Consider the following 25,739-nt stretch of genomic DNA (forward strand, 5'->3'; position numbering starts at 1 on the left):
TCATCTACGCCGACTTCGAATTCATCAAGCAGTTCCCGGCAGCGGTGGAGGCCGTTCGGGCGGCCGGCGCACGAATCGCGCTGGCGACGCCGCGCATCCATATGCCGAGTGAGAACGGCTACCATGCGAATATCCTGCGCCTTCAGCCCGACGCGGTGCTGGTGCGCAATACCGGCGCGCTGTATTATTATCTGCGCCGCCGCCGGGAAGAGCCGGATGCCGCGCATCCGCAGCTCATCGGCGATTTCTCGCTGAATATCGCCAACCACAAGGCGGTTGACCTGTTCCTCGAAGCGGGCTGCGACCGGGTAACGCCGTCGTATGACCTGAATATCCAGCAGATGGTCGACCTGCTGCGGCGCAGCCGCACCTCGCAGCTGGAGGTGGTTATCCACCAGCATCTGCCGATGTACCATACAGAGCACTGCGTATACTGCACGTTCCTGAGCGAAGGGACCGACTTTACGAACTGCGGCCGTCCTTGCGAGAGCCAGCGGGCCTCCCTGCAGGACCGGATCGGCATGGTCCATCCCGTCCGTGTGGATGAAGGCTGCCGCAACACGGTTTACAACGCGATTGAGCAGTCTGGCGCTGAATACTTGAACAACTTCCGCGAGCTGGGAGTGTCGTCTTTCCGCGTGGAATTTCTGGAGGAGACCCCCGAACAGGTCGCCGAGGTCATAGATCTGTACGGCAAGGCGCTGCGCGGCGAAATCTCCGGAACCCAGGTCTGGAAGACGCTCAAAGCAACCAACCAGCTTGGCGTTACCCGGGGGCAGTTGGTGAAGTAAGAGAATATACGCCCGGACCTTTATATTCGCAGAAACCGTAAGCTCCCGCCATCCGGCGGGAGTTCTTTGCTTGCCGCATGCTTGTCCGGGCACGCAGCAAAAAAAAGAGTACCCAATTAAGGTACTCTCTCATCCTCCATTTGGATTAAGGGAGAATCTCTTTAAGATCCTCCGGTTTGAGTATAGAACTTAAATCTGCCCGACGACCGGGGATCGTAAACTCAATTGAAGCGATAACCCATTGCTGATTTTCTTTCACGTAATTTATAGTCGCTCTTCCATCTATCAATTGATGTTCGCTGACAGCTTTGTTTTCTGATGTTTCAACTAAATGGGTAAAGGGATCTATTTTTTTAACGTCATCAACATTGGCAGTCTTGATTACCAGCTTGCTGAAAGCTTCCTTTTTCAATAAAGTATTCAGTTGCCATATCTCAGTAACCATTTTGGATTGCGAATTGTATATAACAATCAATTGGCTATTGTCGGGCTTCTTTCTAATTTCGTAAGAATAGGGGGTTCCATCTCGAGCAATATTCGGCTTGCCATACATCTTCTCTACATCTGAGCTTCTTAAAGCAACAGATATTTGTTGACGGAGAGAGACAGGAAAATTAATTAGCCCAGTCATAGAGGCAGAAACCTCCGATTCTGATTTCTTATCCGTATTTGAACACCCACATAAGAGAAAAGTGATTACAACAATTGATAAGGCTATCCTGTTCATAAATCACCACTTTCATATTACTTGGGATCGCCGAGCATTAATCTTTATGTAGAGATAAAAAATCCCTAATTTTACTAATATGTATATGTTGCCATAATTATACTGCCACGTATATATTATTTAAGGGATTATTGTGAATATTTATTTAATAATTTCATTTTTACGGAATTTTTCCTCAGCCTCTTGTTTATCTTGTTTCAAAGAACAGCGGGAAAGTTATGCTCATTTACAGTTCAGGAGGATGCCCACTAAAATTCCATGCACAGAGATGATTCGGCAATTTTTGTTCAAATGCACGGCCAATCTGACAATATATTGATGGAACTGATATAATAGAATAAAAGCTGATTTTATATTCTGGCGAATACAGCTGCATATAATATAATTTAAACCAAAGGAGCCATATTATGACAAAAATCCGCAAAGCTATTATTCCGGCCGCCGGTCTCGGGACCCGGTTTCTGCCTGCGACCAAGGCGATGCCGAAGGAAATGCTGCCGATTGTGGACAAGCCGACCATTCAGTATATCGTGGAAGAGGCGGTCGCCTCGGGCATTGAGGATATCATTATTGTAACAGGCAAGGGCAAACGGGCGATTGAGGATCATTTCGACAATTCCTTCGAGCTGGAATTCAACCTGGCCGAGAAACAGAAATGGGATCTGCTGAATTCCGTCCGCAAATCTTCCGAGATGGCCGACATCCACTATATCCGGCAAAAAGAGCCCAAAGGTCTCGGACACGCCATCTGGTGCGCGCGCAAATTTATCGGCAACGAGCCGTTCGCAGTGCTGCTCGGTGACGATATCGTCGAATCGGATAAGCCCTGCCTTAGACAGATGATCGAGGTCTTTGATCAATATAAATCCTCCATCGTCGGCGTTCAGCCCGTGCCTTGGGAGGAGGTTTCCCGTTACGGCGTCGTCGACGGAACGGAACTGGCTGACCGTGTATATAAGGCGAACCGGCTTGTCGAGAAGCCCAAACAAGACGAGGCGCCATCCAATTTGGCTATCCTCGGCCGGTACATTTTGACTCCGCGAATCTTTGATCTGCTGGGCGAGCAGCAGGCGGGAGTCGGCGGCGAAATTCAGCTGACGGATGCCATTGCCCGTCTCAGCGAGGTGGAACGCATTCTGGCCTTCCATTTCGAGGGGCACCGGCATGACGTAGGCGAGAAGATGGGCTTTATCCAAACCACAATTCATTACGCGCTGCAGCATGAAGAGCTGAAGGATGATCTGCTCGTTTATCTCAAGGGCCTGATTGAAAGCGAAGCGCAAAAGACGGTTTCGAAATCATAATTCACAGCGAAGAAAAGGCAGTCCGGGAAGTGGCCCGGAACTGCCTTTTTATCTTAATAGCCGGAGTCCGGCTGTTTCCCGAATGCAGGTTGTTCAGCTGTTGCATACTTAAATGAGTGGGAGTGGTAGCGTTGACCAGAAGTATCATGTCGCCCGCCAAATATGTTCAGGGCAGAGGAGAAATCCGTTATCTTCACCGGTATTGTGCCGAGCTGGGAGGCAAGAAGGCCTATATCGTCGCCGATGCCTTTGTCTTCACGAATTATGAGAAGGAGATTTCAGAAGGCTTTCAAGAGGGCGAAGTCTCCTATGATCTGCAATCGTTCGCTGGTGAATGCAGCCTGAAGGAAGTGCAGCGGATCGTCGAAGCGACAGGGAAATCGGGAGCAGACGTCATTATAGGGATCGGCGGAGGCAAGACACTGGATGTCGCCAAAGCGGTCGGCTTCTACAGCCGCCTGCCGCTCATTGTTGTGCCGACCGTCGCCTCAACCGACGCGCCCTGCAGCGCTCTGTCCGTGCTGTATACCGACGAGGGCCGGCTGGACAAGTATTTGCCGCTGCGCAGCAACCCCGAAAGGGTCGTTGTGGACACGGAGCTTGTAGCCAAAGCGCCCGTCCGCCTGCTGGTCGCCGGAATGGGAGATGCTTTATCGACCTTCTATGAGGCGCGGGCCTGCCGGCGCGCCGCCGAATCCAAGGGCGGGGGTAAAAGCGCAGTGGCCGCCTACGCGCTTGCGCAGGCTTGCAGGGACACGCTGCTGGCTCAAGGGGCACAGGCCAAGCAGGATGCAGAGAATGGCGTGCTCTCAGAAGCGGTAGAGAACATCATAGAGGCCAACATTTATCTCAGCGGCATCGGCTTTGAGAGCGGCGGGCTTGCCGCCGCCCACGCGATTCACAACGCCATGACGCAGCTTGAGGAGACCCGCCCGATTCTGCACGGCGAGAAGGTAGCCTTCGGAACGATTGTGCAGCTTGTGCTGGAAGAGGCCGAGCCGTCCGAAATCGAAGAAGCCCTCACCTTCTGCCGAAGTGTGGGCCTGCCGACAACCCTGCGGCAGCTGAATCTGGATGCGGCGGTGGATTCCCGGCTGCGGCTTGTGGCCGAGGCAAGCTGCGCTCCCCATGAGCCGATGAGCAATATGCCGTTTTCAGTAACCCCTGAAAGTGTACTGAAAGCCATGCTAAAGGCGGATGAATGGGGGAGACAGGAACTGCCTATTTCCTGAAGGATGAGGACTAGGTGTTCTCGAAGAATCCAGAATCAAAAAGCGGGAGTCATCCACTAGTTTCATGGATGACTCCCGCTTCTTTTCTATACTGCCAACCGGGTGTCGTCTTTAGGAAGGAGGGGAGAGCCTCCCCTCCGATCCTATCTTTTATTTAGGACAAAGGATTCATCGCTGCAATTTCATCAATCTTTGCCGCTTCTTGAGGATCGGCGGCAATCAGCTTGTTATATACCTCCTGATCTTGATTGCCGTTCAGCTTCTTCAGCGTGGCCAAATACCAACGTGCCATTTCGCGATTTGTTGCATTTGAATAATCTTCGCTCAGCGCGCTTTTGAATGTGTTCAATGCTGCCTGAATATTTTTGGTGAGGAACTGCATTTTACCTACAACCAATATAGTAGCAGGCGAAATGGCATTTGTTTGAGTGGTCATCTCCACCATGACCTGATCGTAAGCCCCAAGCCCAATATTAAAGTTCGTCTTTGCATTTGTGGCGTCGTACTGGTTATAGGAGGCCTGACCCAAGTCATACGAACGGACGATTAAATCGTTATACCACGTTGTACTCCAAAGGTCGCCTCGGGTAGCCAGATCGGCATAGCTGCCGACGAGGCCCGATTGCAATATAGCGGCAGCAGCCTGGCTGTCACCGGTTACTTGTTTTATTTTACCCGCACCAAGCGCGATTAGCGGCGTTACGGCGAACGGACGGCCCTGCATCTGCCCGGGTGGAAGTGTCTTCAAGTAAGCCACTCCCGCCACCACATGCTCGTAAGCATCCAGCCCGGTGTCAAAATACTGCCGCTCCTTGGCGGAGTCTTTTTGAAGATAGGCCTGATTGCCGAGATCGGCTGCCCGGGTAATCAGCGGCTCATACCACTCGATATCCCAGTTGAATTTATCCGCATTGTCTCGGTATACCGCATACGCTTCATCCTGTTTTCCCTGCAAATCATATAGAGCAATGAGCTGCTTCAGCAGCAGCTTATTGTTCGGTTCATCCTTCAGCGCGCGGGTCAGCACGGAGAGAGACTCCGCCGCGAACTGTTCGTTCTTGTTCTGGCTGTAGACCTGATTATCCATCGCGGCGAGGAGAAGAACAGACTCCGGATGGCTCGGACGGTTCTTCAGGGCCTTGACCAGCGGGGCCTTGATTTCTTCGTAGGACTGGCTTCTCTGCGCAATGATCTTGGCGTCCTCGGCGGCATTGGCGGAACCAATGTAGCGGAGAGATACGAAGAGGATAGCCAGCGTGCCCGCGCAGGCCAGTGCAATGTAACCAAACCGGATACCGCTGGAGTTCCATCTGACCGCGAGCGGTTTGGCGTCCATAGCGGCGGCCATACCCGCGAGTCCAATGAACACAAGCAGCCCCATGAACGCATAGCTCAAATTGAAGTCCAGAACACTGTGAAGCAGAATCGAGAGCGCGATGATCAGGAAGAAAAAGCCGTTCCCGTAATCGTCACTGTCCTTTTGCTTGATATAGCCTCTTATATATTTGTAGAACACAAACAGGATAAAGCCCATAAATACGATAAAGCCAAGGATGCCGACCTCAATCAAATATTGCAGGAAGAAGTTATGCGCCTGACGGCTCGTATACGGGTTATTCTGATATTTCTCATACAGAGCGGCCCAGCCGCCTCCGCCGGCGCCGAGAATCGGATAATCCTTGGCCACCTTGAGCGCATCCTTGTAGAAGGTGAAGCGTTCAAGTACGCTATGCTGCTGGAAGTTGATATTCTCCAGACGCGTTTCGATATTATCCGGCAAAATGCTGCGCGCCCCCGTGCCGATCAGCAGGAAAGCGGCCAGCGCCACAAGCGCTGTCGCGCCGATGGGAAGCCAGAGGTTGGTGAATCTGCGTCCTGTCCAGCCTTCAAGCCCCGTTTCCAGCTTGGGCGCGGCAAAACGCTGTACCGCCCAGCATAAAACTGCCGTAACCGCCGAAGCAATCAGCAGGTAGGCCCAGCCTTTGACAGCCGCCGCCGCGTCGGGGACCAGGCTAAGATGCTGACCGATCGTCGTAATTGGACTCGTTACCGCCAGCGAGGCGATGCCTGCGATAATGAGATGAATAATCCACAGAATTTGCCGGGACGGCTTCAGGAACAGCAGCAGAAGCACGAACACGACCGGCAGCATAACCAGACCGCCCCGCGATAGCGTCAGCAGCAGCGATACGATAATGGGCACAAGCATGAAGCCGTTGACCAGCGCGCCAACCCCTTTTTTCGACCGGACCAGCGCAAAGATCGCCACGAACAGGAAGGCCATCAGAAAGGCGGCGTATGTATTGGCATACTGAAAAATCGAGGTCAGACGCAAACCGTTGGCGTCAGTCATCACCGCGTCCAGATACTTGCCATTTCTCACCGTATTCGAGAACCAGCCCACCAGCCCGCCAGCCACATTCCAGGCGCCCAGCCAATTCAGCAGCCCGAACCAGACAATCAGATAAGCTACTGTCAATACGGCGTTTTGTATGATAACATTAACTTGTTTTTGTCGAAGGAGGTAGAGACTTACAATGAATACGGCCGCGTACATGCTCTGAATCAGCAGCATATTCATCGCCATATAGTGCGAAGCGGCGACAAAGAGCGACAGAAAGTACGTCAGAGGAAGCAGCAGCACGGCTACCGCAAGCAAATCACGCTGGTCCTCCAGCTTGAACCTTTTGTAATAGAGGATGGCCCATAAGAGCAGCATAAGACAGCTCAGCAAAGCCGCGACATAAATCGGTTTCTCAAAATCCATCTGCTGACCGTTAAATAATCCCACTTGAAACGGGGTCCATAACAAAAATAAAATAAAACCAATCACCAACACCCAAAGCGAGCCCGATATCGTCTCAACGTTTCTCGACTGCGCAGCCTGTTTACCGTATACTGGATTAGCCAACTTTTTAATCTCCTTTTCCTGTAGATACGACAATATTTTAGCATATCCGCTCGGGATAGGGCTACTTTATGATTCCTGATTTAATTTAGCTATATTTTGGAGGTTCATTTTAAATGGTATATCTAGTTAAGTGTGGTTTCGACCATGAGTGAAGTGAAATCCTACTTCTTTAAGAGGTTATATAGATTTGCTGTTGTCTTGAAACCAATTATAGTAAAGATCATGCCTTTCTCCGCCAGGCAGCATATCAAACACCGAATATTGAGATCGGCCTTTCCAATTGACAATAAACAAACAGAGCGCGTCCTCAGCGAAAATTTCTCTGGGATTAATCTAATCGGCTATGTTAGAGCCGAAATGGGGATTGGAGAGTCCTGCAGGATTGCGGCCAAGAGTATCAGCACTGCAGAGATTCCTTTTGGAATTATCAATTTTATGGGTACAAACCCCGCCAGTATGAATGACAGGTCCTGGGTTCATAAAGAGATATCGGAGCCGAAATATAATGTGAATATCTTTCATATAAATGCCGAACAAATGATGGAGATTTATGCCCATCATGGTAACTCTTTGTTTAAAAACAGGTATAACATTGGATTTTGGCACTGGGAATTGCCGGATTTTCCGGATGAATGGAAGGAGAGCTTCAGATTGGTTGATGAAATCTGGGTGCCATCAACTTTCGTCGCTGATTCCATCGCTATGAAAAGTCCTGTTCCGGTTGTGAAGATTCCTCATAGCATTGAAGTAACCATTAATGAAATAAGAGAAAGATCATATTTCAACTTACCTAAGGAACCTTTTCTCTTTCTTACTATGTACGATTTAAAAAGCTATCAAGAGAGGAAGAATCCTCAAGCTGCTGTCCGTGCCTTTAAACAGGTTTTTCTGCCTGACGATTTAAATGTGGGATTGGTCATTAAGGTGAACAGCTCTCACCATAGTTCAGAAGATATAACAGAACTGAATCAGTTAATCGGTAATTATCAGAATATATACTTGATTAAAAAAACGTTATCGAGGAACGATACGAATGCTTTACTTTCTGTAACGGACTGTTACATATCCCTTCATAGAAGTGAAGGATTCGGTCTGGGACTGGCGGAGGCCATGTATCTAGGCAAACCTGCTATCGGTACAAACTGGTCGTCTAACATAGACTTTATGAATCCGGGCAATTCCTGCCCTGTCGATTACAGGCTCATTCGACTAAATCACGATCATGGGCCGTATAAGTCATATCAATATTGGGCCGATCCCGATATAGAACATGCAAGCGAATATATGCTTAAACTTTATAATGACAGGAACTTCTATAATGAAATTTCGTTAGAGGGAGAGCGATATATCAAAGATCACCTCTCGCCGCATGCTGTTGGTGAGACGATCAAAAAGAGGTTGAACTATATTTCGTTATGGAATTTTGGAGGATAACATGACAATTACAAGCGTAATTATGGCAGGGGGAAAAGGGGAAAGATTTTGGCCGAAGAGCCGTACAAATCTCCCTAAGCAGTTTTTGAATATTTCAGGGAATAAGTCCATGATCCAGCAATCCATAGCCCGGCTTGAAAAGATGATGGATATAAGTCAAATCTTTGTAGTTACCAATGAATTATATGCAGAGCTCATCAAGGCTCAGATTCCACATCTGCCTCCCGAGAATATCATTATTGAACCTATTGGCCGAAATACAGCCCCATGCATTGGATTGGCATCAATTCTTATTGAAGAGCGTTTTCCGGACAGTACAATGATCGTCATTCCTTCAGACCACATTATTGAGAATGAAGAAGGATTTATAAAAATACTAAAAACTGCCGTTGAAGTGGCCCAGGAAAACAGTAATCTGGTGACGCTCGGCATTCAGCCAACTTATCCAGAGACGGGTTACGGGTACATTGAAAGTACGAATCAGGTGCAGCAAATTAATGAACTGGACGTTCACAAAGTGAACAAGTTTGTTGAGAAGCCTGATCTTGAAACCGCGCAGTCCTATCTGGAGTCAGGAAATTTCTTTTGGAACAGCGGGATCTTTGTTTGGAAAACGGGAACAATAAGAAGCTACATAAAAAGTCTCATGCCGGAAATGCATGATATACTGGAAACTATGAAGGCCGTTTTAGATTCAGAAGACCGGGATTCGGCCATCCGGGCGGAATTTATAAAAATGCCGGATCAGTCGATCGACTACGGGATTATGGAGAAAGTTGATAATATCTATGTGATCCCTTGCGTGTTCGGTTGGGATGATGTCGGCAGTTGGACTGCTTTGGAACGAATTAGCGATTTGGACGACAATGGTAATGTAATAAAAGGCAACATATTGAATTTGGACACAAAGCGCTGCATTATCGAGAGCAACGGAAAATTGATAGCGACTTTAGGCATTGAGGATTTAATCATTGTCGATACCGAAGATGTAACTCTGATTTGCACAAAGGATAAGGCGCAGGAAGTTAAACTACTGCTGAAGGAATTACGTATGCAGAAGCTTGAACAATATTTATAATTAAATTTATTACTACATGTTAAAGGGGAATTTATTACAATGACAAAGCAAGCACTCATCACCGGTATTACTGGACAAGACGGCTCTTATTTGGCGGAGCTTCTACTTTCAAAAGGTTATAAAGTTTTTGGTTTGCGCCGTAGAACGAGCATGCCGATTATGGAAAATATAGATCATATTAAGAATGAAATTGAATTTATTGACGGCGATCTGCTTGATCAGGGCTCTTTGATTAATGCGGTTAGAATCTCTAATCCGGATGAAGTATATAATCTGGCCGCACAGTCTTTTGTGGCCACATCTTGGATCCAACCAGTGGCAACTGGACAAGCTACGGGCATTGGAGTAACAAATATGCTCGAAGCGGTGAGATTGGTTAAGCCTGAAGCCAGATTTTATCAAGCTTCCAGCAGTGAGATGTTTGGGAAAGTTGTGGAAACACCACAAAAAGAAACAACCCCGTTCTATCCGCGCAGTCCTTACGGCGTTGCTAAAGTATACGGACATTGGATTACCGTTAATTATAGAGAAAGCTATAACATGTATGCGTGCTCGGGTATCTTGTTCAACCATGAATCCCCCCGTCGCGGCATTGAATTTGTGACTCGTAAAGTTTCCGACGCTGTTGCCAGAATTAAGCTCGGTCTACAGAATGAATTGCGCATGGGTAATCTGGACGCCAAAAGAGACTGGGGCTTTGCCGGCGACTATGTAAAAGCAATGTGGCTGATGCTGCAGCAGGATAAAGCGGATGATTATGTAATTTCTACTGGGGAAACTCACACCATTGAAGAACTCGTAGAGGTTGCATTCAGCCACGTTGGTCTGAACTGGAGAGATTACGTTGTAGTGGATCAGAAGTTTGTAAGACCGGCTGAAGTGGATCTCCTGCTTGGCAATTGCACAAAAGCTAATGAGAAACTGGGCTGGGAGCTTGAAGTTGGATTTGAAGAGTTGGTGAAAATGATGGTGGATAGTGATCTGGAGAGGCTTTCTAAATAACTAATAAATTTTATTCAAAAAAGGGGCTTACTAATGAAGGCTTTAATAACAGGAGTAACAGGGTTTGTTGGTCAACATTTGGCGAGCTACTTATTGATGAATGGATACTATGTGTTAGGTACTTCTCGGCATAACGCTAATAATGAACAATTCATAGAAGGCATAGAATTGGTTAACATAGATTTTGATAATACTGCTGACATTGTGAAAGTATTGGATACTGTGCAACCCGATTTTATTTATCATCTAGCAGGCCAAAGCTCTGTGAAAGACTCCTGGGTAGACAAAGAAGGGACTTTCCAGAGCAATGTAAATCTCACTCTCCGTCTTTTGGAAGCTGTCGTTAGTAGTTCTGTTAAAGATACAGTGAAAATATTAACTGTCGGCTCTTCAGAGGAATATGGTGGAATTGATGCAAACTCCGAGCCAATACCCGAAAGTACTCAATTAAAGCCGACATCGCCTTATGGAATTTCCAAAGCTACAGTAGGGATGCTGGTAAGACACTATTATATGGCGTATGGTCTGAAGGTCGTTCACGTTAGACCATTTAATCATATTGGCCCAGGTCAACGAATGGGATTTGTCGTGTCTGATTTTTCTAATCAGATTGTTGAAATTGAGAGGGGCGATAGGGATAGGGTAATATCGGTTGGGAACTTAAGTGCACAAAGAGACTTTACAGATGTTCGCGATATTGTGCGTGCCTATTATCTTTTGTTAAGTCAAGAGGTTGAGATGTGTTGGGGGGAGAGTGTTAATGTTTGCTCTGGGGAGGCAACTCCTGTCCAAAGTATATTAGACATTTTGCTCTCACTATGTAGTGTAAGCATTGAAGTCAAGGTTGACCAGAATAAATTTAGACCGATAGATGTTCCTTTATTTATAGGTGATAATACTAAACTTAAAAGTTTGACCGATTGGGAACCATTATACAACTTAGAACAAACTTTAAATGATGTAATAGAAAATTTAAGAAATCAAAGTTAAGGTGAGAAACTGAATGATAAAAGATTGGATTGATGTTTTTAAATACAGAGAGTTTCTGAAAAACTCAGTTTCAAAAGACCTAAGAACTCGATATAGAGGTTCAGTTTTTGGATTTTTGTGGACTTTTCTTAATCCTTTATTAATGTTAGTGGTTTATTCTATTCTTTTTTCGATCGTAATTAAAATGCAAGTGGATAATTATCCTTTATTTTTATTCAGCACGTTACTTTCGTGGAATTTTTTTGCTACTTCAATTTTGAGTGGTTCTTCTATTATTGTCGGGTCGGGAAATTTGATAAAAAAAATCTATTTTCCACATGAAATCCTTCCTATATCTATTGTTATGGGGGGGGTAGTCAATTATGTTTATGGTTTGGCTATTTTAATTCCAGCGCTTTGTATTTATGGATACTATCCAAATATAAACTATGTTTTTTTGCCTGTAATTCTAATTATCCAAGTAATTCTGACTTTAGCAGTCACATTCTTAGTTTCATCATTAACTGTTTTCTTTAGAGATTTGGAGCATATGCTCGTCATAATAGTTAATGCACTATTTTACCTATCGGGCGTATTATTCCCATTAACTACAGTACCTGAAGAAGCTAGATGGATGTTTTATTACAATCCTTTGGCTACCCTAATGGCTTCATATCGCGACGTGTTTTACTACAACAAGATGCCCGATATGTATACTCTTCTAACAATTGGACTATTCTCTTTCTTGCTGCTCATTATAGCACAACGTATCTTTGCAAAGTTAAAGTTAAGATTCATTGAAGAAATCTAGAGGGTGGGTACAATGTCTAATATTGCAATTAGAGTGTCTGATGTATCTAAAAAGTTCAAAATATTTGAAGATAAACCTGCAACCTTAAAGGATCGCATCCTTTATAAAAGTAAAGGTGTCTTTCAAGAAAAGTGGGTTTTACAAAATATTTCCTTTGATGTATCCCAAGGTAAGATGATTGGTTTGATTGGTCGCAACGGATCGGGAAAAAGTACTTTGCTGAAAATACTCACAAAGATATTACATCCTGATACAGGGAAGGTGGAAATTGTAGGACGTGTTTCAAGCTTGCTTGAATTAGGAGCAGGCTTTCATATGGATTTTACTGGACGTGAGAATATTTATATGAACGCGTCCATTTTTGGGTTGTCGAGGAAAGAAATTGACGGGAAGATTGATGAAATTATTCGTTTCGCGGAACTTGGTCCATTTATAGAAAATCCTGTAAGAACATACTCTTCTGGAATGTATATGAGATTAGCTTTTTCTATTGCGGTTCATGTTGACCCGGACATTTTACTGATTGATGAAATATTAGCGGTGGGGGACAATGCTTTTCAAAAAAAGTGTATCAGCCGAATTGAAAATTTTAAGAGTCAAGGAAAAACTATTGTGTTTGTCTCTCATGATAATGGTGTCATGGAAAGACTATGCGATGAATTGTACTGGATACATGAATCTCATCTGGTAGAACATGGTGAACCGCGAAAAATAATTAGAAACTATATGGATTTTTTAAATGAAAGCGAAGAGAAGCGGTTGACTGCTGAGTCTGAATCTTTAGCTATCCCTAAAGAAAACGAAAACGTAGTCCCAGAGGACAAAGCTAAGAGTGATAGATGGGGGAATAAGCTGGTCGAGATTTCAAATGTTCAAATAGTGGATCATAAGGGTATAGCAAAGCATTACTTCGAGAAGGGGAAATCGGTAACTATTCTTATTGATTATGTAGCTTCAAAAGCTAAGATTGATAAGCCTGTTTTTGGAATTGGAATATTTAGGATGGATGGTTACTGCTGCTATGGGACGAATACACATATTGATAATGAGAAAATCAGCTTGAATGAAAATGGTGTTGTAGAGGTAAGCATTGAACATTTGAACCTGGTTGCAGGTGAATATTATCTGGATGTAGCATGTCACCATGAAAACGGAACCCCATATGATTATATAACAAAAGCACTTACATTTAATGTGAAGTCGTATGAAGAGGAGATTGGTGTAGCTTATTTGCCGCATCACTGGACCCATAAAGGAGAGCCGAACCAATGAGTGATAAGTTCAATACAACCGAAGATTTAATGGAGCATTTAAAGAAACAGATAATCCAATTTTCTAATGGAGAAGAGGTTGAATTTGAAAACAGCTTAAACCAACAAGTGACAATACCTAATGGTGACATAGATTTAACCCGTTTAAAACAAGAAATTGAAAGAAATAATTTGCTATGGAATGTTAGTGCTGATCAGCCTATTACGTCCCATAGAAAGGCTTCTGGAAAGTTTATTGTATTTGGTAAAAAAATTGTACGCAAATTTCTTAGATGGTATGTATCTAATCCATTTAAAGACCAAGCCGAATTTAATGGTTCTATAACACGTTCTTTTAATGAAACTACAAATCTATTAGTTGTCGCGAAGGCAAAAATTGCTGAATTAACCGCATCGCAACAAGAATTACTAAACAGAATGAATCTGATGGAAGAAAGATTACCTAAACAATGGAGCGTTATTGATGAAAAAGTGTTTAGACAAAACGATCTCATTGAGAATTATAAAAATGGAATTAATATCAAGTTAGAAGAATTGAAGAGTGAGATTGAACTATTGACCACTAACGAAGATATCCTAAATATTAACAATAAGATAGACTCGATCCAAGAAGAACTACAAGCAATCACTGCTGAAGCAATTGAGCAAAAAAACACTTTGAATACTTTTATCTTTCCAAAACTGGATGAAGTAAATGGGAAAATTCACTATAATGAACAAAAATTAAAATCGGAGCTGAATTTTCTGAACTATAGGATCAGAAAATCTAAAAGTGCCCTGTTTAAAAAAGAATCTCTTCCTTCTATGGAATTAAATTTAGGAGTAAACGTGGCTGATACTTCATCGCAAGATAGCCAATTTGATTATCTGTTGTTTGAAAATAGATTTAGAGGTTCCAACGAGGATATTAGAAATAGACAATTAAAGTATCTTCCCTATTTCGAGAATAAAGAAAATGTTATAGATATTGGTTGTGGGCGAGGAGAATTTCTGGAATTGCTCCTAAACAACAATATTTCTGCAAAAGGTATTGATTTGACCGATGAGATGGTGGAATATTGTCAGGATCTCGGACTGCCGGTTGATAAGCAAGATGCACTGATCTATCTAGAACAACAGAACGATAACTCTATTGGAGGTATCTTTTTAGGACAAGTCATTGAACATATGCCTTTCGATAACATAATTAGGCTTGTCGAGATATCTTGGCAAAAATTGAAGCCTGGATGTTATCTGATAATGGAGACTCCTAACCCACAGACGCTAGCCATTTTCAATCGGTCATTCTATATGGACCCTACACATGTTAAACCAGTTCATCCTCTCACAGTGCAATTTCTAACTGAATCAGTAGGTTTTAGAGAGTCCAACCTGATTTACTCAGGAAGAGTTGAGAGAGAAAATGCACTGCCTCATATTCAGGCTGCAGGGGATGTTATCCTAAATATAGAAGAGTTCAATCATTCAATAGATAGATTGAATGATCTTTTGTTTGGAGATCAAGACTACGCTCTTATAGCGCGTAAATAAAGGATTGTGACTATGAATATAGGGATCATTAAACCGGATTATAAGATTACGGGTGGTTTTGAAGTAGTAATTAATCATATTAGAGAAGAATTGGAAATGAGTGGGCATAATGTCGAAGTTGTCTATGTGGATGCTACAGAAAGAGGTTTAAGTTATATTCCTTTCCCCATAAGAGCTCAAGATTATGAACAAAACTTTGAATTCTTCAATTATATTAATTACTTCTGGAGATATTTGCGAATGGATTTGTCAAAGTATGATACAGTCATTAGCACGCAACCTCCATCCTTTGCAATTCAACATCCACGGCATATAGCTTTATTCTATCATCATAGTAAAATACACTACGACTTATCAGAACTAATACAGGAAGTAGGGTTAGATAAACCGTTTCATAAAAAAGTCCAAGAAGTGCTAAGAGAGATTGATTCACTAAGTCTAGCCAAGGTGTCGACCATATTAGCTGGAAGTAAAACGATAAAAAAGCGTATCGCTCAATTTAATGGATTACATTCTAATGTCGATTTGTTTTATGCGGGAATTGACAACGAAATTTATAATTACGATGGCCCCATTGCTTACCAATCTCCTATTGTTGTAGGAAGACATGAATTCCCTAAACGACCGGAGCTTTTTGTGAAAGCTATGAAAAAAATCCCTTCGATTCAAGGAAGAGTTATTGGTGAGGGTGGACGGACCGACGATCTAAAAAAAATAGATCAGTTACTAACCTTCGCAGACAATCGGAATATTGAAATTCCAGATGATGTCGTATGGAAAAGACTGTCTAATGGCTTCTTCCAGCAAGAGCAAAGGGAACTGCTGCAGAAATCTCAAAAGAGTCATTTAAAGTCCAACGTTGTTTTTACAGGAAGAGTTTCAAAACAGCAATTGTTTAAAGAATATGCAAATGCTCTTTGTGTTGTATGCCCAGCGTATGAAGAAGACTATGGATTAACAGCGATCGAGGCCATGTCCTTTAAAAAACCAGTAATTGCGTGTACAGACGGTGGAGGATATGCAGAGTTAATCAAAGATGGAGTAAACGGTTTTCTGGTGGAACCAACATCGGAAGCTATAGCTAATGCAATACAGAGATTGGCGAATGATCCTGAACGGGTTAAACGAATGGGGAATAATGCTTATGAAACAAGTAGGTCTTACTCTTGGAAGAACGCCATGAACAAAATAACAGAAATTATTATTTAGGAGGACCTTATGAATATTGCCATTATTTCTCCTAGTCCTAAACCATTTGCAGTAGGTGGCATCGAAAAATTGATGTTAGGTTTATATTATAATATAGATAAGATGACAGACCATAAAGTTGAACTTTTTAAAATTCCCACTGAAGAGAATGGTTTCTGGCCACTTATTAATAGTTATAAGGCCTTCTATAAATTGGATCTTAGTCACTTTGATATGGTAATAAGCTGTAAATATCCAGCATGGATGATAAATCATCATAATCATATTATTTATATGGCTCATCATCTTAGAGGGTTATTTGATACGTACCATTTTATGAACATACCGGAAACTATGTCTAAAACGAAATATGTTCAGATAAACCAAATTATTGATTATGCAAGCAACAAGGCCAATTTGAATAGCAATATTGATTCTTTTTTTGATATGTTAGATCAGCTATATAAAGATAAGGAGTCTTATCCGGAAACCATGTTTTCATTTCCGGGCCCATTTATTAGGACTATCATTCACTTTTTGGATAAATGGGCGATTCATCCTGCACGAATTAAGAGATATACTTCAATATCTAATACAGTAAAGAATCGGAAGGACTATTTTCCACGTGCAGTAAATGTAGAGGTTATTTATCCTCCCACCTCCCTCGAAGGGTTGGAATCCGGTGCTTATGAATACTTTTTAATTGTGGGAAGGCTGGATGGAGCAAAAAGAGTTGAGTTGATTGTTAAGGCAATGAAGCTTGTCGAAAATCCAAAGGCCCAACTTCTTATTGCAGGAACCGGGCCTGATGAATCTAGGCTAAAAGAACTCGCAGGAGATGCGCGAAATATTAAGTTTTTAGGATACATCAACAATGAAAGTTTAAGTGCTTTGTACAAAAATGCTCTGGCTGTAATTTATATCCCATATGATGAAGACTACGGTTTGGCAACGATTGAAGCTATGCATTGCAAGAAACCGGTCATTACATGTTTTGATTCCGGTGGTACGACTGAATTTGTAAAGCATGAAATTACAGGACTAGTGGCTGAAAGTAATCCTGAAAGCTTATCACTTCAACTTGAACGACTAATTGATAATATCCCATTTGCAATGGAGCTTGGCCAACAAGGCTTTGAGACAGTAAAAGCAATAACATGGTCTAATATGATAAACAGTTTGCTTAATACAAGCAAAACAGCAGCAGTGAAGTTGTCGCCCCTTTCTACTACACCAAAGCAAAAGATGGTCATTTTGTCTACTTATCCGGTATTTCCAAAGCAACATGGTGGACAACTGAGAATATATAATCTGTATTACAATTTAAAAGATGAGTTCGAAGTAACTATAGTTAGTTTCAATGATAAAGGGCAATATTACAGACTTGATAAAGAGGGATTTATAGAAATAAGTATTCCTAAAACCCAAAAACATCAAGATCACGAATGGGAGATTGAGCGTGAAGTTGGAATACCGATTACAGATATTGCAATGGAGAAGCTATCCCGATATACTCCTGAATATCATGAGATTACCAAAAAGTATCTAGATGAAGGAGACATTCTAATTGCCTCACATCCTTACCTATTCCATCTTATTGAACCATACTGCGGAGTAAAAAAAGTGTTTTATGATGCTCATAATGTCGAATATGAATTAAAGAAAAATATGTTGCCAGATAGGAAGAGGGCTAAAAATCTATTGAAGGATTTGTATGATCTTGAACAGAGAGCTACCAGCTTAAGTGATTATGTATTGGCATGTTCGAAAGAGGATATTGCTAAGTTTAAAGAGGTTTACAAAGAAATAGAAGAAGATAAATTTATTCTTATACCTAATGGAGTTGACCTGACTACCAATAAATATACCAGTCCTGAGGATAAAAAAAATCAAAAAGAAAAGTTAGGGCTAGTTGATGAGAAGATTGTGGTCTTTATTGGTAGTTGGCACAAACCAAATCTTGAGGCGGTAGAACACATATTAGAGTTGGCGCCAAAGCTTCCTGAATATCATTTCATAATAATGGGTGGACAATGCGAAGCATTTAAAGAAGTAGTTCCACCTAACAATGTGGCTTTTGCAGGAGTCGTAAGTGAAGAAATTAAGAGCCTGATCTACTCTGTTGCAGATGTTGCTATAAATCCAATGGTAAATGGTTCAGGAACAAATTTGAAAATTGCCGAGTATATGGCCAATGGAGTTCCGGTTATTTCGACCGAAGTAGGGGCTAGGGGATATAATTTTGATGAGAGTTGTTTAGTTATTACAGACTTATCTGAATTTTTTGATGATATTAAGAGTTTGATGAACAATGATAATAAAAGGAATATTTATTCAGAGAAGGCTTACAACTACATCAAAATGAATTATGCTTGGACTATGATATCAAAAAAATTAAAGAATGTATTAATGTAATATTACATCCCAATACCTTGAAGGAAACTATGAGACATTTTAGAGATGAATGTTTCAATTATGTTGGGCCAAAAACAATGCCTGGGGAAACCGAGTGATATTGAGCATGACTTGAATCTTGTATAAAAAAGGAAAGGATTGCACCCCAGTAAACTTAAGCGACTATGTTTATATAGAATAAATAAATGGAGGATACATGAAACATAATTTAATAAATAGTAAAGATCTCGTTCTAACGTTATTTGTTTCAATACTTGTCTTTATTTTTAGCTGGAATTTTGGATCACTGTATATTTCTATAGGACTAAGTATTGTCTTAAGTCTTTTTCTATCTGCATGGAACAAAACTTATATAAACGAAAAAATAAATAATTATTTCATGTTAATATTTAGTGGAGTATTAGGATTAATCTTTTTTTGTACTATCTTAAGCGTAAGGGTGTTGAATACATCATATATTGATTGGCTTTTAAACCGTGGCGATCCAGCACAGCATTTTTTGGGTTGGCATTTTTTTAGAAATAATCCATGGGCATTCCCTCCTGGTATTATTAGTAGTTTAAACACACCGATAGGTACCTCTATTACATATACAGATTCTATTCCCTTATTTGCTTTCTTTTTTAAAATTTTCAATTTATTGCTTCCAGAAATTTTTCAGTATTTAGGGATTTGGATTTTACTTTGTTATATATTGCAAGGCATTTTTGGACTTCTATTAATGAAAAGAATGACGCAAAACTTGGCAGTGCAACTATTAGGAACTATGTTCTTTATTATGAGTCCAATTATGCTATGGCGTGCTTATGGACATGAAGGTCTGATGGGACACTGGATAATATTATGGGTGCTTCTACTTTATAAATCTCAATATAAACATCTACATTGGCTTTCTCTTGTTTTAGTTAGTCTTTTGGTTCATCCGTATCTTTTTATAATGGTTTATATATTTTTTGTTGTAAAATTGTTGGAAATGGTAGTTATTAGGACAATAAACTATAAATCATTAATATTTTATTTTACTACATCTTTATTGCTCATTGCGTTCACTCTATGGATTATCGGTTATTTCTACATTGGTTCATCAGGGGTATCAGATGGTTTTGGATTTTATTCTATGAATATTAACTCATTATTCAATCCTCAAGGATGGTCTCAGTATCTTATAAAAGACCAGCCATATGCTACACCTGGTCAGTATGAAGGTTTCAATTATTTGGGTTCAGGTATTATTTTCTTGTTAATATGTTCATTATATATAACCATAAATAATAGTAGAGATACTAATAATAAAGGCAATTTTGGATTGATTGTCATAATAATAATTTTTACTTTCATTGCTTTAAGTAATGTAATTACTTTCTCGAACAAAATACTACTTACAATTCCATTGCCTGATATTATATTGAAACTTTGTGGAATTGTAAGAGCGTCAGGGAGATTTTTTTGGCCTGTATATTATTTAATTATTATATTCTGCCTATCTTCAATCATAAGAAATACCAAGAGAAGATCAGTGGTTTTATTATTAATAATATCCCTTTCAATTCAGTTTGCGGATTTCTCGGGAAAGTTTAATGAATTTCATAAAATGTACTCAAGTGATACTAAATGGGAAACTCCTTTAAAATCAGAAGTATGGAGTAAAATAAATGGGTTAAAATACCATAATTTAGTTTTTGTCCCGGCGAAAGTTAGTGATAAATATGTAGCTTTTTCTATGTTGGCAGCTGAAAAAAGAATGACAATTAATGCTATTTATACAGCAAGAGAAGATTATACAAAGCGAGAATTATATAATAATAAATTAATTGAGGATTTTAAAATAAGAAATTGGAATTTAGATAATATTTATATTGTAGATAATTCATTGTTTGGAACTGTTATGAAAGAAAAAAAAGAAAGTGATCTATTTCTAACAGTAGATAGCTTTAATGTTCTGATTCCAAATGGTAAAGAGGATACAAATTTCAAAGGTTTTAATTTTGATTCGTACGATTTTAACTATAACTACGGAGATGTTATCAAATTTGGATTAAACGGGAACTCGAATTTAATCAAAGACGGTGGCTGGAGTGATACGGAGGAAAATGCTACATGGACAGAGGGTAAAGAGGCATCGCTATTTTTTTCTCTTAAAAAACCTCAAAGAAATCTTAAGCTTTCAGTGAAAATGTTACCTCTTATTGGAGGTGATTTAAAAGGCCAACATCTAAAAGTATCAGCAAATCATAAATTGATTAGTGAAATAATTGTAGACTCAAGTAATACTTATCAATTCTCCATTCCAAATAATATTGTTAAAGATCGACTCGAGATTACGTTTAATTTACCTGATGCGACCTCGCCTAAACTTTTAGGGATAAATGAAGATACAAGAATACTAGGTTTGTTTGTTGAGAATGTAATTTTAGAACAACAACCTTAATAGGGTATACTCAACGAAACAAGGCTATTTTGCATAAAGTAAGTTCAGATTTAATGCGGTTACAACCTAATAATTAAGGTATATCAGCTAAATTGCATTTTTTTGAGAAGGGATAGAAGAATGGCCTCTAATAATTTTTCTTTATCTATTATTGTCCCGATGTATAACGAAGGTGAAAATGTTTCAGTTTTTTACGAAAAGATCACCCAAATTCTTGTGAGTCATAATTATGATTATAAGATTATTTGTATAAATGATGGAAGTAAAGATGATACGATGGAGAGGCTTCGACAGCTTGCAAATCATGATAAGCGAGTTAAGGTTATTAACTTATCAAGAAATTTTGGTAAAGAGATTGCCATGTCGGCTGGTTTGAATTATTCCAAGGCCGATATAGTAATTCCTATTGACGCTGATCTACAGGACCCTCCGGAAGTAATTCCCCTTCTAATAGAAAAGTGGAAAGAAGGCTATGATGTTGTATATGCAACCCGTAAAAAGAGAGATGGAGAAACGTGGTTGAAAAAGGCAACAGCACATACATTTTACAGAGTAATGGGGAAAGTGACACGATTTGAAATTCCAGCGGATACTGGTGATTTTCGTCTAATGACGAAACAGGTGGTTGATGCATTAAACCAGCTTCCTGAACAGCATAGATTTATGAAGGGATTATTTAGTTGGGTAGGGTTTAAACAAACAAGCGTTACCTATTATAGAGAGCCAAGATATGCTGGTAAGAGCAGCTTTAATTACTGGAAGCTTTGGAATTTTGCTATTGAGGGAATAACCTCGTTTTCATTTGCACCTTTACAAATTGCAACTTACCTTGGTCTCTTAATCGCTGTTTTGTCATTAGTGTATGCCACATATTTGGTTATAGCGACATTCACTTTGGGAAATCCTGTACCAGGTTACCCTTCTCTTATGGTTGCAATTTTGTTTTTTGGTGGAGTTCAACTAATTACTTTGGGTGTAATAGGGGAGTATATAGGTAGAATTTATAATGAGTCAAAAAGAAGACCTTTATATTTGGTTAAAGAAGAGCTAAATATAGACGAAGAACCTAAATCGGCAAAATTAAAGATTATTAATTAATATAAGATATTGAAACGAATTAGCTTATAAGTTCTGAAATGCTATTCTATCAGGACCGGTGATATGCGGAACCACTGGTTCTTTTACTTTTTAACAACGAAGGAACTAACATAAAATTAGCATAATTTAGCGTTTTCTCTTAGGCGAACAATACTGTTCCACCAACCACAATCGTGGCATACTATGAAATGATACAGCGCCTGGGATTAATTGATCTATGTCGTTTCTCTATGCTCCATAGACAAAGATCAGTGTTATGGACATTGGAGAGTTCGGAGTTGAAAAATGAATAATTTAAATTGAGAAGTCGCTGCTGTTCGGAAACAGCGTGCGATTAAATCATTTATCGAATAAAAGGTGGTCACTCATGAAACTCCTCGTCACCGGCGGAGCCGGCTTTATTGGCAGCAATTTTGTTATGTATATGCTTCAGCAGCATCCGGATTACGAAATTGTAAATGTGGATGCGCTGACGTATGCAGGGAATTTGGAGAATTTGAAATCGGTCGAGAGTCATCCGAACTATACTTTTGTTAAGGCGGATATTACGGATGTGCAGGCGATGGACGCTTTGATCGGTCAGGGTGTGGATGTGGTCGTGAATTTTGCGGCGGAGTCGCATGTGGATCGGAGTATTTTGGAGCCGGATGTGTTTGTGAAGACGAATGTGCTTGGGACTCAAGTGCTGCTGGACGCGGCGAAAAAACATAAGGTCACCAAGTTTGTGCAGGTGTCGACCGATGAGGTGTACGGTACGCTTGGAGCGACCGGTCTGTTCACGGAAGAGACACCGCTGACGCCGAACAGTCCTTATTCCGCCAGCAAGGCAGGCGGCGATCTGCTGGTGCGCGCTTATCATGAAACGTTCGGGCTGCCTGTAAATATTACGCGCTGCTCGAACAACTATGGTCCTTATCAGTTCCCGGAGAAGCTCATCCCGCTGATGATCTCTCGTGCTCTGGCCGACGGGGCGCTTCCGGTGTACGGCGACGGCCTGAACATTCGCGACTGGCTGTATGTGGAGGATCATTGCAGTGCGATTGATCTGGTCATTCACAAGGGTGTACTGGGTGAAGTATACAATATTGGGGGCAATAATGAGCGGACGAATGTGCATATTGTCAAGACGATTTTGCAGGAGCTGGGCAAGCCGGAATCGCTGATTACGTATGTGCAGGACCGTCCAGGCCATGACCGCCGCTACGGCATTGACCCGGCTAAGATTATGAACGAGCTGGGCTGGAAGCCGAAGCATACGTTTGAAACGGGAATCAAGGAAACGATCCAGTGGTATTTGAACAACAAGGAATGGTGGACTCGCATTCAATCCGGAGAGTACCAGAAGTATGCCGAGAAGCAGTACGGCAGCCGTTTGGGGGATGCCCTGTAATGACGATGAAGATTCTTGTGACGGGAGCGGCGGGACAGCTTGGCCGTGATGTGGTGGTGCTGCTGGAAAGTCGGGGCTATGAGGTACTGGCCTGCGACCGGCAGGAGATGGATATTACCGATCTCGACCAGTGCGGCAAGGTCATTGGAGAATTTGGCCCTGAAGCCATTATTCACTGCGCCGCGCATACGTCAGTGGATGCCGCCGAGACGGATGTTGACGCTGCATACTTAATCAATGCGGTGGGTACGCGCAATGTTGCGCTTGCAGCGGAGAAAGCCGGCGCCAAGCTGGTATATATCAGTACCGATTATGTGTTCGACGGACAAGGCAGCCGCCCGTATCATGAGTACGACAACACCGATCCCAAGAGTATCTACGGCAAGTCTAAACGGGCCGGGGAAGTTCTGGTGCAGACCTTATCATCCAAGTATTTTATCGTGCGGACCTCTTGGGTGTATGGAAAGTACGGGAATAATTTTGTCAAAACCATGCTGAAATTTGGTCAGGAAAAACCGGTGCTGCAGGTCGTGGAAGACCAGAAAGGCTCTCCAACGTACACGGTGGACTTGGCGAACTTCTTGCTGGAATTGATCGGAACTGAAAAGTATGGAATTTACCATGCCTCCAATACGGAGATTTGCACGTGGTATGAGTTTACGCAGGCGATTTTTGCCGAGGCGGAGGAGATCCTGGGACTCAAATTCACCGCGAAACTGGAGCCTTGTACGACGGAACAGTTCCCCCGACCCGCTCCGCGTCCGCGGAATTCGGTGATGGAGCATTTGTCGATCCGGACGAATGGTCTCAAGGATTTACGGCCGTGGAGAGAAGGTCTTAAGGCGTTCTTGGCTGAACTTCGGGATTAGTGTAAGGAAGTCTGCAACTCTCGGTTTGTACGTCAGGCCGGGAGTTTTTGATTAGACGGGAGAGCTGCTTAAACGGTGCGATGTACCATTCATCCCTCTATTTCGGCGAGTGGCGAGCTGCACTGTGAAACCGCCACCGTCTGCGGGTACTCCTGGTTTAAGGATCATCCGGTTTCCGTTATAATTGTCCTATGACTAACCAAACCGTAAGCATACATATCGTAACCTACAACAGCGAAGAGGACATTATGGATTGCCTGGAAGCCGTGTTCCGGCAGGATTATCCGGTTATTGAGAAGATCATTGTGGTCGATAACGCCTCTGGAGATCGTACAGTGGAACGGATTCATTCCCGGTATAGAGCTGACGGCTGGCGCGGAATTATGGGGGATCGGACGGCGGGAACGGATCAGGCGACAATTCCGGTGGGCCAAGGTGAAGAGCCGCCCTTTCCGCTCCTTCTCCTGCAAAATCAAATCAATACCGGCTTCGCCCCCGCCCACAACCAGGCGATTGCCACAAGTGATGCCGATTACGTGCTGGTGCTGAATCCTGACGTCACGCTGGCGCCGGATTATGTGTCCAGGCTGGTTGCCCGGATGGAGGCCGATCCTGAAATCGGCAGCGCTACGGGCAAGCTGCTGTTCAAGGCGGATCCGGGGGCGGTGGATAGCACGGGGCTGAGGATGAACAAGGCGCGAAGGGCTTTTGACCGTGGATCGGGGGAGCCGACGGAGAACTGGATGGAATCAGGCGAGGTGTTCGGCGTCTCGGGCGCTGCGGCAATGTACTCGCGGCGGATGATCGGGGATATCAGCGTGGACGGTGAGTTTTTTGACGCGGATTTTTTTGCCTATAAGGAAGATGTCGATGTGGCGTGGCGGGCGCGGCTGCTGGGCTGGACGGCGTATTATGATGCGGATGCCATCGGGTATCATGAACGGGGCTGGAAAGCCTCGGGCCGCAGCGGGAAGCCGCTGTTCATCCGGAGGGTCTCCTATGTAAACCGGTACAAAATGATTGTAAAAAACGAGCCGGTCCGGACCCTGCCGAGGACGATCCTGTGCTCTCTCCCTTACGAGCTTGCTGCCCATGGATACCTTCTGCTGAAGGAGCCGGGTGTGCTGAGGGCCTGGGGAAGCTTGTGCTCCAATCTCGGGGCGCTGGTGAACAAAAGGAAGCACATCCAAAGCCGGATACGGCGTAGAAGCAAGCCTGAATAGTAAATTGAACCGTTGATTGTGGAGAAGAGTTGCTGCTCGTATGGGATTGATCCTATGGAGCGGCAGGG

General features: G+C 42.5%; 19 protein-coding genes. 17 read left to right on the forward strand and 2 right to left on the reverse strand.

Features of this window, described 5'->3' with window-relative positions; genetic code table 11:
* On the forward strand, positions 1-791 hold a 791-nt coding region (locus L692_RS28270; RefSeq protein ID WP_036722973.1), incomplete at its 5' end, for a U32 family peptidase.
* Positions 792-936: 145 nt separating this feature from the next.
* Here the strand turns inward: L692_RS28270 and L692_RS0109450 are convergent.
* Positions 937-1,422, reverse strand: coding sequence for a hypothetical protein (locus L692_RS0109450; RefSeq protein WP_025699294.1), 486 nt, complete (start codon positions 1,420-1,422; stop codon positions 937-939).
* A gap of 503 nt (positions 1,423-1,925) precedes the next feature.
* Here L692_RS0109450 and galU point away from each other — a divergent pair.
* Together galU and L692_RS0109460 are read left to right on the forward strand one after the other, a co-directional pair.
* Entirely contained in the window at positions 1,926-2,822 is an 897-nt protein-coding gene (galU, locus tag L692_RS0109455) for a UTP--glucose-1-phosphate uridylyltransferase GalU (protein WP_025699296.1), read from the forward strand.
* A 131-nt stretch (positions 2,823-2,953) separates the two neighbouring features.
* Complete coding sequence (locus tag L692_RS0109460) at positions 2,954-4,054, forward strand: glycerol dehydrogenase (protein WP_025699298.1); 1,101 nt, start codon at positions 2,954-2,956, stop codon at positions 4,052-4,054.
* 154 nt (positions 4,055-4,208) lie between these two features.
* Here the strand turns inward: L692_RS0109460 and L692_RS0109465 are convergent, their stop codons facing one another.
* A complete protein-coding gene (locus L692_RS0109465; RefSeq protein ID WP_025699299.1) occupies positions 4,209-6,965 on the reverse strand; it encodes an O-antigen ligase family protein in 2,757 nt (918 codons plus the stop codon).
* Positions 6,966-7,109: 144 nt separating this feature from the next.
* Between L692_RS0109465 and L692_RS0109470 the strand changes: the two genes are divergently transcribed.
* The 14 genes from L692_RS0109470 (at position 7,110) to L692_RS0109535 (ending at position 25,671) form a co-directional block, all read left to right on the forward strand.
* Entirely contained in the window at positions 7,110-8,399 is a 1,290-nt protein-coding gene (locus L692_RS0109470; RefSeq protein WP_025699301.1) for a glycosyltransferase, read from the forward strand.
* Position 8,400: 1 nt separating this feature from the next.
* A complete protein-coding gene (locus tag L692_RS0109475) occupies positions 8,401-9,477 on the forward strand; it encodes a mannose-1-phosphate guanylyltransferase (protein WP_025699304.1) in 1,077 nt (358 codons plus the stop codon).
* A gap of 39 nt (positions 9,478-9,516) precedes the next feature.
* A complete protein-coding gene (gmd, locus tag L692_RS0109480; protein ID WP_025699306.1) occupies positions 9,517-10,479 on the forward strand; it encodes a GDP-mannose 4,6-dehydratase in 963 nt (320 codons plus the stop codon).
* A 33-nt stretch (positions 10,480-10,512) separates the two neighbouring features.
* A complete protein-coding gene (locus tag L692_RS0109485; RefSeq protein ID WP_025699308.1) occupies positions 10,513-11,469 on the forward strand; it encodes a GDP-mannose 4,6-dehydratase in 957 nt (318 codons plus the stop codon).
* Positions 11,470-11,482: 13 nt separating this feature from the next.
* On the forward strand, positions 11,483-12,259 hold the full coding sequence (locus tag L692_RS0109490) for an ABC transporter permease (protein WP_025699310.1): 777 nt from the start codon (positions 11,483-11,485) through the stop codon (positions 12,257-12,259).
* Positions 12,260-12,271: 12 nt separating this feature from the next.
* Complete coding sequence (locus tag L692_RS0109495; RefSeq protein WP_025699312.1) at positions 12,272-13,531, forward strand: ABC transporter ATP-binding protein; 1,260 nt, start codon at positions 12,272-12,274, stop codon at positions 13,529-13,531.
* Positions 13,528-15,060: a class I SAM-dependent methyltransferase gene (locus tag L692_RS30575; protein WP_025699314.1), complete on the forward strand. Its 1,533-nt coding sequence runs from the start codon at positions 13,528-13,530 to the stop codon at positions 15,058-15,060. Before L692_RS0109495 ends, L692_RS30575 begins: the two co-directional genes overlap by 4 nt.
* Before the next feature lie 12 nt (positions 15,061-15,072).
* Positions 15,073-16,269: a glycosyltransferase family 4 protein gene (locus L692_RS0109505; protein WP_025699316.1), complete on the forward strand. Its 1,197-nt coding sequence runs from the start codon at positions 15,073-15,075 to the stop codon at positions 16,267-16,269.
* 9 nt (positions 16,270-16,278) lie between these two features.
* Positions 16,279-18,663, forward strand: a complete 2,385-nt coding sequence (locus L692_RS0109510) for a glycosyltransferase family 4 protein (protein ID WP_025699318.1) — start codon at positions 16,279-16,281, stop codon at positions 18,661-18,663.
* 196 nt (positions 18,664-18,859) lie between these two features.
* Positions 18,860-21,091 carry a DUF6311 domain-containing protein gene (locus L692_RS0109515; RefSeq protein WP_025699320.1) on the forward strand — a complete coding sequence of 744 codons (2,232 nt, stop codon included), beginning with the start codon at positions 18,860-18,862 and terminating at the stop codon, positions 21,089-21,091.
* A gap of 120 nt (positions 21,092-21,211) precedes the next feature.
* A complete protein-coding gene (locus L692_RS0109520; RefSeq protein WP_025699322.1) occupies positions 21,212-22,189 on the forward strand; it encodes a glycosyltransferase family 2 protein in 978 nt (325 codons plus the stop codon).
* A gap of 367 nt (positions 22,190-22,556) precedes the next feature.
* Positions 22,557-23,579 (forward strand): dTDP-glucose 4,6-dehydratase, encoded by a 1,023-nt coding sequence (gene rfbB / locus L692_RS0109525; RefSeq protein ID WP_025699324.1) that lies wholly within the window; start codon positions 22,557-22,559, stop codon positions 23,577-23,579.
* Positions 23,580-23,584: 5 nt separating this feature from the next.
* Positions 23,585-24,448: a dTDP-4-dehydrorhamnose reductase gene (rfbD, locus tag L692_RS0109530; protein ID WP_025699325.1), complete on the forward strand. Its 864-nt coding sequence runs from the start codon at positions 23,585-23,587 to the stop codon at positions 24,446-24,448.
* A gap of 191 nt (positions 24,449-24,639) precedes the next feature.
* The gene (locus L692_RS0109535; RefSeq protein ID WP_025699327.1) at positions 24,640-25,671 is read left to right on the forward strand and encodes a glycosyltransferase family 2 protein; all 1,032 of its coding nucleotides are present in this window, start codon (positions 24,640-24,642) and stop codon (positions 25,669-25,671) included.
* Positions 25,672-25,739: the final 68 nt, after the last annotated feature.

Source organism: Paenibacillus forsythiae T98, from assembly GCF_000520735.1.
In the GTDB taxonomy this organism is placed as follows: Bacteria; Bacillota; Bacilli; order Paenibacillales; family Paenibacillaceae; genus Paenibacillus_AQ; species Paenibacillus_AQ forsythiae.

What these genes read in the sequence shown, in the direction of transcription:
- L692_RS0109450 (WP_025699294.1), bottom strand. Translation starts at nt 1,422, where the DNA reads ATGACTGGGCTAATTAATTTTCCTGTCTCTCTCCGTCAACAAATATCT.
- galU (WP_025699296.1), top strand. Translation starts at nt 1,926, where the DNA reads ATGACAAAAATCCGCAAAGCTATTATTCCGGCCGCCGGTCTCGGGACC.
- L692_RS0109470 (WP_025699301.1), top strand. Translation starts at nt 7,110, where the DNA reads ATGAGTGAAGTGAAATCCTACTTCTTTAAGAGGTTATATAGATTTGCT.
- L692_RS0109475 (WP_025699304.1), top strand. Translation starts at nt 8,401, where the DNA reads ATGACAATTACAAGCGTAATTATGGCAGGGGGAAAAGGGGAAAGATTT.
- gmd (WP_025699306.1), top strand. Translation starts at nt 9,517, where the DNA reads ATGACAAAGCAAGCACTCATCACCGGTATTACTGGACAAGACGGCTCT.
- L692_RS0109485 (WP_025699308.1), top strand. Translation starts at nt 10,513, where the DNA reads ATGAAGGCTTTAATAACAGGAGTAACAGGGTTTGTTGGTCAACATTTG.
- L692_RS0109490 (WP_025699310.1), top strand. Translation starts at nt 11,483, where the DNA reads ATGATAAAAGATTGGATTGATGTTTTTAAATACAGAGAGTTTCTGAAA.
- L692_RS0109495 (WP_025699312.1), top strand. Translation starts at nt 12,272, where the DNA reads ATGTCTAATATTGCAATTAGAGTGTCTGATGTATCTAAAAAGTTCAAA.
- L692_RS30575 (WP_025699314.1), top strand. Translation starts at nt 13,528, where the DNA reads ATGAGTGATAAGTTCAATACAACCGAAGATTTAATGGAGCATTTAAAG.
- L692_RS0109505 (WP_025699316.1), top strand. Translation starts at nt 15,073, where the DNA reads ATGAATATAGGGATCATTAAACCGGATTATAAGATTACGGGTGGTTTT.
- L692_RS0109510 (WP_025699318.1), top strand. Translation starts at nt 16,279, where the DNA reads ATGAATATTGCCATTATTTCTCCTAGTCCTAAACCATTTGCAGTAGGT.
- L692_RS0109515 (WP_025699320.1), top strand. Translation starts at nt 18,860, where the DNA reads ATGAAACATAATTTAATAAATAGTAAAGATCTCGTTCTAACGTTATTT.
- L692_RS0109520 (WP_025699322.1), top strand. Translation starts at nt 21,212, where the DNA reads ATGGCCTCTAATAATTTTTCTTTATCTATTATTGTCCCGATGTATAAC.
- rfbB (WP_025699324.1), top strand. Translation starts at nt 22,557, where the DNA reads ATGAAACTCCTCGTCACCGGCGGAGCCGGCTTTATTGGCAGCAATTTT.
- rfbD (WP_025699325.1), top strand. Translation starts at nt 23,585, where the DNA reads ATGAAGATTCTTGTGACGGGAGCGGCGGGACAGCTTGGCCGTGATGTG.
- L692_RS0109535 (WP_025699327.1), top strand. Translation starts at nt 24,640, where the DNA reads ATGACTAACCAAACCGTAAGCATACATATCGTAACCTACAACAGCGAA.